The organism is Micromonospora sp. NPDC052213 (genome assembly GCF_040679695.1).
GTDB lineage: Bacteria > Actinomycetota > Actinomycetes > Mycobacteriales > Micromonosporaceae > Micromonospora.
This window is the reverse complement of the sequence record NZ_JBFAVI010000004.1, coordinates 1-11,821: the sequence shown is the minus strand read 5'-3', so window position 1 is coordinate 11,821 and position 11,821 is coordinate 1. Positions and strand designations below refer to the sequence as shown.

The window sequence follows — 11,821 nt, the reverse complement described above, 5'->3', positions numbered from 1 at the left end:
GCGGTCACCGAGGTCGGCCGGGTCGGCGGTGCGGATGGTGGAGGCATGACTTCCACCGCCTCATCCCAGCCCCCGTACAAGCAGCTACGCCGCCCCGTCACGGACCGGATGGTCGCCGGGGTGGCCAGCGGCCTCGGCCGCTACTTCGCCGTCGACCCCACGCTCGTCCGGGTGGTCTTCGCGGTCACCGGCCTGCTCACCGGCGGGCTCGCGCTGCTCGCGTACCCGATCATGTGGTTCCTGATGCCCGAGGAGCCGGCCGACGCCCCCGCCTGGCCGCACCCGGCGCAGGCCGCGCCACCCACGGTGGCGCAGCCGACCGTGGCGCAGCCCACGCCGCCGACCTACCCGCCGGCGGCGTGAGGCCGGGTCACTCCCACTCGATGGTGCCCGGCGGCTTGCTGGTGACGTCGAGCACCACCCGGTTGACCTCGGCGACCTCGTTGGTGATCCGGGTGGAGATCCGGGCGATCACCTCGTACGGCAGCCGGGACCAGTCGGCGGTCATCGCGTCCTCGCTGGAGACCGGCCGCAGCACCACGGGATGCCCGTAGCTGCGGCCGTCGCCCTGCACCCCGACGCTGCGCACGTCGGCCAGGAGCACCACCGGGAACTGCCAGACGCCCCGGTCCAGCCCGGCGGCGGTCAGCTCCTCGCGGGCGATCAGGTCGGCCTGGCGGAGCAGGTCGAGACGCTCCCGGTCGACCGCGCCGATGATCCGGATCGCCAGGCCGGGGCCCGGGAACGGGTGCCGCCAGACCATCGCCTCCGGCAGGCCGAGCTGGAGACCGAGCGCCCGGACCTCGTCCTTGAACAGCGTGCGCAGCGGCTCGACCAGGCTGAACTTCAGGTCCTCCGGCAGGCCGCCGACGTTGTGGTGGCTCTTGATGTTGGCGGTGCCGGTGCCGCCGCCGGACTCGACCACGTCCGGGTAGAGGGTGCCCTGGACGAGGAACTCGACGTCGCCGTGGGCGGCGATCTCCCGCGCGGCGGCCTCGAAGACCCGGATGAACTCCCGGCCGATGATCTTGCGCTTCTGCTCCGGGTCGGTCACCCCGGCCAGCGCGCCCAGGAACCGGTCGGCGGCGTCGACCACCTTCAGCTTGATGCCGGTCGCGGCGACGTAGTCCTTCTCCACCTGCTCGGCCTCGCCCGCGCGCAGCAGGCCGTGGTCGACGAAGACGCAGGTGAGCTGGTCACCGACGGCCCGGTGCACCAGCGCGGCGGCGACGGCCGAGTCGACCCCGCCGCTCAGGCCGCAGATGACCTCCTTGTCGCCGACCTGCTCGCGGATCCGGGCGACCTGCTCGTCGATGATGTTCTCGGGCGTCCAGGTCGGCGCGATGCCGGCGATGTCGTAGAGGAAGCGGCGCAGCATCTCCTGGCCGTGCGCGGTGTGCCCGACCTCCGGGTGGAACTGCACGCCGGCCCGACGGCCGGCCACGTCCTCGAACGCGGCGACCGGCGCGCCCGCCGACTCGGCGGTCACCGCGAAGCCCGCCGGGGCCTCGGTGACGCAGTCGCCGTGGCTCATCCACACCGGCAGGTCGTCCGGCAGCTCGCGGAGCAGCACGCCGGCCTCCGGGCGGGCGCGCAGCGGGGTGCCGCCGTACTCGCGGTTGCCGGTGCGGGCCACCGTGCCGCCGAGGGCCTGGGCCATCGCCTGGAAGCCGTAGCAGATGCCGAAGACCGGCACCCCGGAGTCGAACATGCCGGCGTCGATCTGCGGGGCGTCCGGCGCGTAGACGCTGGACGGACCACCGGAGAGGATGATCGCGGCCGGGTCCTTCGCCAGCATCTCGGCGACGGGCATCGAGTGGGGCACGATCTCGGAGTAGACGTTGGCCTCGCGCACCCGGCGCGCGATGAGCTGGGCGTACTGGGCTCCGAAGTCCACCACGAGGACGGGGCGAGGCGTGCTCATGTGCAGAAAGCCTACCCACCGTCACGCCCGCGCCCACGACACCCCGGCACACGTCACCCCGCCGCGCGCGATCTTGCACTTTTCGCCCGGACATGCGGCCCGAAAGCCGCACAACGGGGGCCGAACACGCAAGATCGCGGGAGATCAGGGACGGAGGGCGCCGGGGGCGTGCGGGGGCACCGCCGGGTGGCGCGGGGGGACCGGGTCCATCCGGGCGTACGGAGAGCCAAGGGGCGGGCGGGGATCCTCCTCGCCCTTGTTGGGCCAGAAGGACATGGCGCGTTCCGCCTGGGCGGTGATGGTCAGCGACGGGTTCACCCCGAGGTTCGCCGAGACCGCCGCGCCGTCGACCACGTGCAGCCCCGGGTGGCCGAAGACCCGGTGCCACGGGTCGACCACGCCGTCGGCCGGGGTGGCGCCGATCACCGCCCCGCCGAGGATGTGCGCGGTCATCGGGATGTCGAACGGCTCGGTCAGCGCCCCGCCGGGCGTACCGCCGATCTCCTCGGCGAGCAGCCGGGCAGCCCGGTTGCCCGCGGGGATCCACGTCGGGTTGGGCACGCCGTGCCCCGGCCCGGAGACCAGGCGCCGCCCCCACGGGCCGCGCCGCAACCGGGTGGTCAGCGAGTTGTCCGCCGACTGCATGACCAGGGCGATCACCGTCCGCTCCGACCAGCCGCGCACCGACAGCAGCCGGGCCGCCGGGCCGGGCCGGCGCAGCAGCGTGCCCAGCCAGCGGCGCACCCGGTGCGGGCCTCCGTCGACCAGCAGCGACTGGAGCAGCCCCATCGCGTTGGAGCCCCGCCCGTAGCGGACCGGCTCGATGTGGGTCTGCGGGTCGGGGTGGAACGAGCTGGTGATCGCCACCCCCTCGGTGAAGTCGAGCCCGTCGGCGCGGGCCCGCCGGCGGGGCACCGAGGCGCCGAGGATCGCCTCCGAGTTGGTCCGGGTCAGCTCGCCGAGGCGGGGCGAGAGCGCGGGCAGCGCCCCCTCGGCCCGCATCGCGTGCAGCAGCCGCTGCGTGCCGAGGGCGCCGGCCGCGAAGACGACCTGGTCGGCGTGGACCACCTGCCGCCGGGCGCGCGGCCAGGCCCCGGTGCGCACGGTGTGCACCGCGTACCCGCCGCCGTCGGCCGGGCGCACGGCGGTCACCGTGGTCAACGGGTGCACCCGGGCGCCGAGCCGCTCGGCCAGCCACAGGTAGTTCTTGACCAGGGTGTTCTTCGCGCCGTACCGGCAGCCCGTCATGCACGCGCCGCAGTGCGTGCAGCCGGTGCGCTCCGGGCCGGCGCCGCCGAAGTAGGGGTCGGCGACCCGCTGACCGGGCCGACCGATGTGCACGCCGACCGGGGTGGCGTGGAAGGTGTGCCCGACCCCCATCCGCTCGGCCACCGCCCGCATCGCCCGGTCCGCGGGAGTGACGACGGGGTACGCGGTGACGCCGAGCATCCGCTTCGCCTGGTCGTAGTGGCGGGCCAGCTCGTCGCGCCAGTCGGTGATGCCCCGCCACTGCGGGTCGGCGTAGAAGGCGTCCAGCGGCTCGTAGAGGGTGTTCGCGTAGACCAGCGAGCCGCCGCCCACCCCGGCCCCGGAGAGCACCAGCACCCCGCCGCCGGCCTTCCGGTCGGCCGCCCGCAGCAGGGTGATCCGCTGGAGGCCGTAGCAGCCGAGGCGGGGCGCCCAGAGGAAGCGGCGCAGCCGCCAGGAGGTCTGCGGGAACTCGTCGTCGGCGAAGCGGCGCCCGGCCTCCAGCACACCGACCGCATAGCCCTTCTCGGCCAGCCGGAGCGCGGTGACGCTGCCGCCGAAGCCGGACCCGATGACGACCACGTCGTACCGCATGAACGCATCATTACCGCTGGGTAGCCATCGCGCCAGCACGGGTTTCCGCGCGATCATGCTCCGGTCCGTCGATCCGGGGACGCCCACCCGAACCCGGGCCCGGAGTCCGAACGTTGTCTCACACGGGGGTGTCGCATGGCTCAGGGGACAGGGGCACAGCGCCCGAGGTGGGTGCTGGGGCTCGCCGCCCTCGCGGCGGCGGTGCTGGTGGCCGCCGGCGTGCTGGTGGTCACCCGCCTCGTCGGCGACGACGGGTCGCGGCGGATCGGCCCGACCGCCGCCACGCCGACCGCGAGCGCCACGCCGACCGCGGATCCCACCCCGAGCCCCACGGCGCCGCCGGGCGCCGGCATCACCGGCCCGCTCAACCTCCTGCTGGTCGGGGTGGACACCCGGGTCAGCGTGCCCGGCTGGGAGCCGCACGGCGACGCCGTGCTGGTGGTCCACGTGCCGAAGGGGCTCGACCGGGCGTACCTCTTCTCCCTCCCCCGCGACCTGCTGGTCGACATCCCGGCCTTTCCGAAGGCCGACTACGGCGGCGGGAAGACCAAGCTCACCCACGCGATGAGTTACGGCAGCCGGGTGCCGGGCAAGCCCAAGGAGCCGAGCACCGAGCAGGGCTACGAGCTGCTGCGCAGCACGGTCAGCGGCTACACCGGGCTGCGCTTCGACGCCGGCGCGGTGCTCACCTTCAACGGCTTCGACAAGCTGGTGGACGAGCTGGGCGGGGTGGACCTCTACGTCGACCAGCGGGTGGTCTCGCTGCACCGCCGCCCCGACGGCCGGCACCGGGAGCCCGCCCCGGGCGGCGGCGGCTACGTCGGGCCGCAGATGGTCTACGAGAAGGGCGAGCGGCACCTCACCGGCTGGCAGGCGCTGGACTACGCCCGGCAGCGCTACATCACCGGCGGCGACTACGCCCGGCAGCGCCACCAGCAGCAGCTGGTCAAGGCGCTGGTGACCAAGATCCTCGACGAGGACCTGGCGCGGCAGCCGGAGCGCGTCCAGCAGGTGGTGGACGCGCTCGGCGACATGCTGGTCTACGTGGGCGGGCCGCGGATCGTGGACGTCGCGTACGCCCTCGGCGGGCTGTCGCCGGACCGGTTCGTGCTGGTCGGCCTGCCCGGCGAGGGGGTGGGCCAGGGCAGCGCCTACCGGGGCGAGCAGCTCAAGCCGACCGGCCGGACGTTCCTCACCGAACTGCGCGCCGGCCGGGCGGACGCGTACCTCGCCGCCCACCCGGAGCTACGCGTCAAGGGCTGACCGCCGTCACAGCGGCTCGGGCCGGGCGGGGCGCTCGGTGCCGCGCAGCCAGTCGTCGAAGAGGTCGTCGAGCTTCTTGCCCGAGACCCGCTCGGCCAGCGCGACGAACTCGGCCGTGGTGGCGTTGGCGTCCCGCTTCTGCGCCGCCCACGTCCGCAGGATCTCGAAGAACGCCTTGTCGCCGACGGCCACCCGCAGCGCGTGCACGGTCATCCCGCCGCGCTGGTAGACCGACTCGCTGAACAGGTTCGCCACCCCCGGATCGCCGGGCGGCGTCCGCCAGACCTGGCCGGACGAGCCGGCGTACCGGTCGTCGAACGCCTGCTGGGCGGTGCGCCCGCCGTCGTGCTCGGCCCAGAGCCACTCGGCGTACGTGGCGAGCCCCTCGTTGAGCCAGATGTCCTGCCACCTCGCCAGCGACACGCTGTTGCCGAACCACTGGTGGGCCAGCTCGTGCGCGACCACCCCGGTGTTCTCGCCGCCGCGGAAGAAGCCCGCCGAGTAGACCGGGCGGCTCTGCGTCTCCAGGGCGTACCGGATCCGGGCGTCGGAGATCACCACGCCGCCGTACGCCCCGAACGGGTACGGCCCGAAGACGCTCTCCAGGTAGTCGGCCACCTCGACCGTGTCGGCGATCGACCGGTCCGCCGCACCCTCCGGCAGGTCGGTGGTGACCGCGTGGAACACCGGCCGTCCCTTGTGCTCGCCCTCCGTGATCCGGAACTTTCCGATCACGACGGTGCTGAGGTAGCTCGCCATCGGGCTGCGCTCGGCCCACTTCCAGGTGGTCCAGTCGCCAGCCGTGCTCTTCCCCGCCGGCACGCCGTTGCTGACCGCCGTCAGTCCCTTCGGAACGGTGATCTCGAAGTCGTAGGTGGCCTTGTCCGAGGGGTGGTCGTTGACCGGGAACCAGGTGCTCGCCGACTCGGGCTGGCCGAGCGCGATGGCACCGTCGCCGGTGTGCAGGAAGCCCGCGACGCCGAGCATCTCGTTGCGCAGCGGCTCCGGCTCGCCCTCGTACGTGATCTCGGCGACGAAGCCGTTGCCCGCGATCAGGCCGCTGGCCGGCGTGACCACCAGCTCGTCGTCCTTGCGGCTGTGCTTCGCCGGGGCGCCGTCCACCGTCACCGACCGCACGGTCAGCCCGGCCAGGTCCAGGTTGAACGCCGACAGGTCCTTCGTCGCCGCCGCCTGGAGCGTGGTGGTGCCGGTGAGCCGGTCCTGCTCCGGGTGGTAGCGGACCTTGACCGTGTAGCGGCTGACGTCGTACCCGCCGTTGCCGTAGGTCGGGAAGTACTCGTCGCCGACGCCGGCCGCACCGGGCTTGAACTGGCGGGCCGCGCTCGGCGACGCGGCGTCCGTGGCCAGGGCCGGGGCCGGATCGTCGGCCGACCCGCACCCGGTCAACCCGAGCGCCCCGGTCAGCAGCAGGCCGGTGCCCGCGCGCAGAACCCGCCGCGACAGCGTCATCGCCTCGTCCCTTCCCCTGTGCCGCCGGCTGCCCCGCCGGCGACCCGGTGCCGGACCCGCGCCCGGCAGTCCGGCGGCAGCCTACCGAGCGGCCCTGGGAGCCGCGTCAGGGCAGGGCGGGGGCGGAGGCGCCGACGAGCCAGGCGTCGAAGAGCTGGCGCAGGGCCTTCCCGGAGACCCGTTCGGCCAGGGCGACCAGGTCCTCGGTGGTGGCGTTGCCGCCCCGCCGCTCGGCCGTCCAGGTGTGCAGGATGCGGAAGAACACGTCGTCACCGACCGTGCGGCGCAGCGCGTGCACGGTGAGCGCCCCGCGCTTGTAGACGGCCGTGCCGAACAGCCCCGACCGTCCGGGGTCGACGACCGGGCGGGACCAGTCGGTGGCGGCGTACTCCAGTTCGAAGGTGCGCTGCGCGGTGCGACCGCCGTCGTGCTCCTCCCACAGCCACTCCGCGTAGCTGGCGAAGCCCTCGTTGAGCCAGATGTCGCCCCACCGGGTCAGCGTCACGCTGTTGCCGAACCACTGGTGGGCCAGTTCGTGTGCGACCACCCCGGGGTTGGGGCGGCCGTTGCGGAAGAAGCCGGGCCCGTAGACCGGCCGGGACTGGGTCTCGAGCGCGTAGCCGACCCGGTCGTCGGTGACCACGACCCCGCCGTAGGCGTCGAACGGGTACGGCCCGAACCGGCTGGACAGGAAGTCGGCGATCTCGCCGGTGCGGGCGAGCGAGGCGGCCTCCGGGCCGGTGGCCGGCAGGCGCGCCGGCACGGCGGTGACCATCGGCTTGCCGGCGTGCGTGCCGGTCTCCACCCGGTAGGCGCCGATCACGAGGGTGGTAAGGTAGCTGGCCATCGGTGCCCGCTCGGCCCACCGCCAGGTGGTCCAGCCGTCGGCGCTCGTCCTCTCCCCGGGCACCCCGTTGCTCAGCGCGGCCAGCCCGTCCGGAACGGTCACCTCGATGTCGTACGTGGCCTTGTCCGACGGGTGGTCGTTGACCGGGAACCAGGTGGCCGCCGACCAGGGCTGCCCGAGCGCGATCGCGCCGTCGGCGGTGTGCAGGAACCCGCCGCTGCCGAGCTGCCCGTCGGCCTTCGCGGTCGGCACGCCCGAGTAGTCCACCTCGACCGCGAACTGCCGTCCCCGCGGCAGCCCGTGGCGCGGGGTGACCACCAGCTCGTCGCCGTCGCGCCGGTGCTCGGCGCGGGCGCCGTCCGTCGTGACCGCGGTGACGTCGAGGCCGGCGAGGTCGAGGGTGAACCGGGACAGCCCGTGCACCGCAGTCGCCACGACCTTCGCCCGCCCGGTCAACCGGTCGGTCGCCGGGTCGTAGCGGACCGTCAGGCGGTAGTGCGAGACGTCGTACCCGCCGTTGCCGGCGCCCGGCACGTACGGGTCGGCGAGGTCGACGTCGCCCGGGCGCAGACCGTCGCGCCCGCCCCGCCGGTCGGGGGCGTCGGTGGTGCAGGCGACCAGCAGCGCGAGCGCCGCCACGGCGACGAGCGTCGGGCGGATCCGGTCACGAGTACGACGCACCGGCCGAGCCTATCGGCGCGACCGGTGCGTGCGGTGCTTCTTGGTGCGGTCAGCGGTCGAGGACCAGGCCGACCTTCTGGAACTCCTTGAGGTCGCGGTAGCCGCACTTGGCCATCGCCCGGCGCAGCCCGCCGAAGAGGTTGAGCTGGCCGTCCGGCTCGTCGGCCGGGCCGAAGAGCAGCTGCTCCATCGACCCCAGCGGCTCGCCGGCCACCTCGAACGCGCCCCGGGGCAGGGACGGGTGGCTGGCGGCGGAGTGCCACCAGGCGCCGCCGGCCGGCGCCTCCGCGCAGAGCGACAGCGGCTCGCCGAGCATCACCGCGTCCGCGCCGCAGCCGAGGGCCTTCGCGATGTCGCCCGAGGTCTGGATGTCGCCGTCGGCGATCAGGTGCACGTACCGGCCGCCGGTCTCGTCGAGGTAGTCGCGGCGGGCCGCGGCGGCGTCGGCGATCGCGGTCGCCATCGGCACCCGGATGCCGAGCACGGAGTCCGTGGTCGACCAGTCGTCGCCGCCGATGCCGACGATCACACCGGCCGCGCCGGTGCGCATCAGGTGCAGCGCCGTCTTGTAGTCGGTGCAGCCGCCGACGATGACCGGGAGGTCCAGGTCGGCGATGAACTCCTTGAGGTTCAGCGGCTCCTCGGTGGTGGAGACGTGCTCGGCCGAGACGATGGTGCCCTGGATGACCAGGATGTCGACGCCGGCGTCGAGGATCACCGGGGCCAGCGCCAGGGTGTGCTGCGGGCTGACCCGCACGGCCACCGTCCCGCCGCCGGCGCGCAGCTCACGGACCCGCTCGGCGATCAGGTCGGGGCGGATCGGCTCCGCGTACACCTCCTGGAGCCGCTTGGTGGCGCGGGCGTCCTCGCCGAGCGCGGACAGCTCCTCCAGGACCTTCGTCGGGTTCTCGTAGCGGGTCCACAGGCCCTCGACGTTGAGCACGCCGAGACCGCCGAGCTGGCCGAGCCGGACGGCGGACGCCGGGCTCATCGTCGCGTCGGAGGGGTGCCCGACGCAGGGGATGCCGAACTGGTACGCGTCGAGCTGCCAGGCGGTGGAGACGTCGTCGACGTCCCGCGTCCGGCGGCTCGGCACGATGGCGATGTCGTCCAGGTGGTAGCCGCGCTGCGCGGTCTTGCCCAGCCCGATCTCGACCACGTCACGCATGGGGGACTCCAGTTGTCACAGGGGGGATGGTCAGCGGGAGTGGTAGTTGGGCGCCTCGACCGTCATCTGGATGTCGTGCGGGTGGCTCTCCTTGAGCCCGGCCGCCGTGATCCGGATGAGCTGACCGCGGCGGTGCAGCTCGGGGATGCTCTCCGCGCCGACGTATCCCATCGCGGCGCGCAGCCCGCCGATGAGCTGGTGGGCGACGGCGGACAGCGGGCCGCGGTAGGGCACCTGGCCCTCGACGCCCTCGGGGACCAGCTTGTCCTCGGCGAGCACGTCCTGCTGGAAGTAGCGGTCCTTCGAGTAGGACTTGGCCTGGCCGCGGGACTGCATCGCGCCGAGCGAGCCCATGCCCCGGTACGCCTTGTACTGCTTGCCGTTGATGAAGATCAGCTCGCCGGGGCTCTCCTCGCAGCCGGCCAGCAGGCTGCCGAGCATCACCGTGTCGGCGCCCGCGACCAGCGCCTTGGCGATGTCGCCCGAGTACTGGATGCCGCCGTCGCCGATCACGGGGACGCCGGCCGGCCGCGCGGCGCGGGCCGCCTCCATGATCGCGGTGATCTGCGGTACGCCGACCCCGGCGACGATCCGGGTGGTGCAGATGGCACCCGGGCCGACCCCGACCTTCACGCCGTCGGCGCCCGCGTCGACCAGCGCCTTCGCGCCGGCGTACGTGGCCACGTTGCCGCCGACGATGTCGATCGTGACGTCCTTCTTGAGCTGGCGGACCATGTCCAGCACCGCCCGCTGGTGGCCGTGCGCGGTGTCCACGATCAGCACGTCGACGCCCGCGTCGACCAGCGCCCGGGCCCGCTTGTACGCGTCGTCGCCCACCCCGATGGCGGCGGCGACCCGCAGCCGGCCGGCGTCGTCCTTGGTGGCGTTCGGGTACTGCTCGCTCTTGGTGAAGTCCTTGACCGTGATCAGCCCGCGCAGCCGGCCCGACTCGTCGACGATCGGCAGCTTCTCGACCTTGTGCTGGCGCAGCAGGCCTAGGGCGTCGTCCTTGCTCACCCCGACCGGGGCGGTGACCAGCGGGGTGCGGGTCATGATCTCGCGGACGGGGGTGGCCGGGTCGGAGACGAAGCGCATGTCGCGGTTGGTGACGATGCCGACCAACTGGCCCTCGCCGTCCACCACCGGCACGCCCGAGATGCGGTAGCGCCCGCAGAGCGCGTCGACGTCCCGCAGGGTGTCGTTGGGGCTGGCGGTCACCGGGTTGGTGATCATGCCGGACTCGGAGCGCTTGACCAGGTCGACCTGGAGGGCCTGGTCCTCCAGGGAGAGGTTGCGGTGCAGCACGCCGATGCCGCCCTGGCGGGCCATCGCGATCGCCATCCGCGCCTCGGTCACCGTGTCCATCGCGCTGGAGAGCAGCGGGACGCTCAGGTTGATGTTGCGGGTCAGCTTCGTCACCGTGTTGACCCGGCTGGGCACCACGTCCGACTCGCCCGGCTGGAGCAGCACGTCGTCGAAGGTCAGGCCGAGCGGGACCACCCGGGCCGAGCCGGCGGGCAACTCCGGCAGGTGGCCACCCAGCTCGCCGCTGTCGGCGGCGGTCGGCAGATCGGTGCTGGGCGAAATTTCCACTATTGCTCCCCTGAGCTGCTCGGACGGGCTTCAGCGAGGTGGCGCGGGCGGGCGCCGGCGCACGCCGGGTGACTGCGCGTCGTCCCATCGTACCCACTGACCTGCGCCGCCCCCGGCGGTGGCGGCGCAGGTCACCGAGGGCCCGGGGGCGGACGCGGCCCCCGCGTTGGGTCTACGGTGAGGGGGTGCACGACGAGCCCATCGACCCCTTCAACGGCGACCCGGCCGATCCGGCCGCCGGTCTGCACGATCCGGGCGACGACGCCCCGCTCGACCCGCTGACCGACGTCGAACGGCAGGACGTGCTGGAAGACCTCGCCGACCTGGAGATCTACCAGGCGCTGCTGGCGCCGATCGGGGTGCGCGGGCTGGTCATCGAGTGCGAGGACTGCCGGGAGCCGCACTACTTCGACTGGGACCTGCTCCGGGGCAACCTGCGTCACCTGCTCAGCTCCGGGCGGCCCCGGGTGCACGAGCCGGCCTACGACCCCGACCCGGACCACTACGTCACCTGGGACTACGCCCGGGGCTACGCGGACGGCGTGCACGACACCCTGACCGAGGGTTCGGACGAGGAGCCCGGCACGGAGAGCTGAGGCACGGCCGCCGCCGCGGGGGCACAGGCCGTCGGGCACACCCCGACAGCTCACCGCCCCGGCGTTCCTGGCTCAGGCCACCAGCCCGGCACGGAAACCGGCGGCCACGGCGTGCGCGCGGTCCCGGGCGCCGAGCTTGCGGAACAGCCGGCGGGCGTGGGTCTTCACCGTGTCCTCCGAGACGAACAGTTCCCGGCCGATCTCGGCGTTGCTCTTGCCCTCCGCCATGCCGAGCAGCACCTGGAGTTCGCGCTCGGTCAGCCCGATCTGGGACCGGCCGCCGCGCGCGCCGGACGCGCCCCGCTGCCCGGCGGGCACCGCCTCCGTCGGCTCACCGGCCGGGTCGGCCGGCTCGGCGGGGTCGTCGCCGCGTTGCGCCGGCACCACGGTCGGCGCGCCGCCCGCGCCGTCGGCGGACGGGGTCGACCAGGCGGGGC

General features: G+C 73.9%; 10 protein-coding genes. 3 read left to right on the top strand and 7 right to left on the bottom strand.

The window, feature by feature from the left end:
• Positions 1-45: 45 nt before the first annotated feature.
• Positions 46-363, top strand: coding sequence for a PspC domain-containing protein (locus tag AB0L34_RS01990; protein WP_350704027.1), 318 nt, complete (start codon positions 46-48; stop codon positions 361-363).
• A 7-nt stretch (positions 364-370) separates the two neighbouring features.
• Here AB0L34_RS01990 and guaA read toward each other — a convergent pair whose 3' ends face one another.
• Both guaA and AB0L34_RS01980 read right to left on the bottom strand, forming a co-directional pair.
• Positions 371-1,924: a glutamine-hydrolyzing GMP synthase gene (guaA, locus tag AB0L34_RS01985; protein WP_357455405.1), complete on the bottom strand. Its 1,554-nt coding sequence runs from the start codon at positions 1,922-1,924 to the stop codon at positions 371-373.
• A gap of 144 nt (positions 1,925-2,068) precedes the next feature.
• Positions 2,069-3,766 (bottom strand): GMC family oxidoreductase, encoded by a 1,698-nt coding sequence (locus tag AB0L34_RS01980; protein WP_363701091.1) that lies wholly within the window; start codon positions 3,764-3,766, stop codon positions 2,069-2,071.
• A 135-nt stretch (positions 3,767-3,901) separates the two neighbouring features.
• On the opposite strand from AB0L34_RS01980, the gene AB0L34_RS01975 reads away from it, so the two are divergent.
• Entirely contained in the window at positions 3,902-5,029 is a 1,128-nt protein-coding gene (locus tag AB0L34_RS01975; protein WP_363701089.1) for an LCP family protein, read from the top strand.
• A 6-nt stretch (positions 5,030-5,035) separates the two neighbouring features.
• Here the strand turns inward: AB0L34_RS01975 and AB0L34_RS01970 are convergent, their stop codons facing one another.
• The 4 genes from AB0L34_RS01970 to guaB form a co-directional block, all read right to left on the bottom strand.
• Complete coding sequence (locus AB0L34_RS01970; protein ID WP_363701087.1) at positions 5,036-6,499, bottom strand: M1 family metallopeptidase; 1,464 nt, start codon at positions 6,497-6,499, stop codon at positions 5,036-5,038.
• 106 nt (positions 6,500-6,605) lie between these two features.
• On the bottom strand, positions 6,606-7,970 hold the full coding sequence (locus tag AB0L34_RS01965) for a M1 family metallopeptidase (protein ID WP_363701215.1): 1,365 nt from the start codon (positions 7,968-7,970) through the stop codon (positions 6,606-6,608).
• Positions 7,971-8,076: 106 nt separating this feature from the next.
• Complete coding sequence (locus AB0L34_RS01960; RefSeq protein ID WP_350704039.1) at positions 8,077-9,195, bottom strand: GuaB3 family IMP dehydrogenase-related protein; 1,119 nt, start codon at positions 9,193-9,195, stop codon at positions 8,077-8,079.
• Positions 9,196-9,225: 30 nt separating this feature from the next.
• On the bottom strand, positions 9,226-10,788 hold the full coding sequence (gene guaB / locus AB0L34_RS01955) for an IMP dehydrogenase (RefSeq protein ID WP_357455389.1): 1,563 nt from the start codon (positions 10,786-10,788) through the stop codon (positions 9,226-9,228).
• A 185-nt stretch (positions 10,789-10,973) separates the two neighbouring features.
• On the opposite strand from guaB, the gene AB0L34_RS01950 reads away from it, so the two are divergent.
• A complete protein-coding gene (locus tag AB0L34_RS01950) occupies positions 10,974-11,384 on the top strand; it encodes a DUF5319 domain-containing protein (protein WP_357455387.1) in 411 nt (136 codons plus the stop codon).
• Between the two features lie 72 nt (positions 11,385-11,456).
• Here the strand turns inward: AB0L34_RS01950 and AB0L34_RS01945 are convergent.
• A partial coding sequence (locus AB0L34_RS01945) for a helix-turn-helix transcriptional regulator (protein WP_363701084.1) occupies positions 11,457-11,821 on the bottom strand: 365 nt, incomplete at its 5' end.

What these genes read in the sequence shown, in the direction of transcription:
- AB0L34_RS01970 (WP_363701087.1), bottom strand. Translation starts at nt 6,499, where the DNA reads ATGACGCTGTCGCGGCGGGTTCTGCGCGCGGGCACCGGCCTGCTGCTG.
- guaA (WP_357455405.1), bottom strand. Translation starts at nt 1,924, where the DNA reads ATGAGCACGCCTCGCCCCGTCCTCGTGGTGGACTTCGGAGCCCAGTAC.
- AB0L34_RS01960 (WP_350704039.1), bottom strand. Translation starts at nt 9,195, where the DNA reads ATGCGTGACGTGGTCGAGATCGGGCTGGGCAAGACCGCGCAGCGCGGC.
- AB0L34_RS01980 (WP_363701091.1), bottom strand. Translation starts at nt 3,766, where the DNA reads ATGCGGTACGACGTGGTCGTCATCGGGTCCGGCTTCGGCGGCAGCGTC.
- AB0L34_RS01975 (WP_363701089.1), top strand. Translation starts at nt 3,902, where the DNA reads ATGGCTCAGGGGACAGGGGCACAGCGCCCGAGGTGGGTGCTGGGGCTC.
- AB0L34_RS01990 (WP_350704027.1), top strand. Translation starts at nt 46, where the DNA reads ATGACTTCCACCGCCTCATCCCAGCCCCCGTACAAGCAGCTACGCCGC.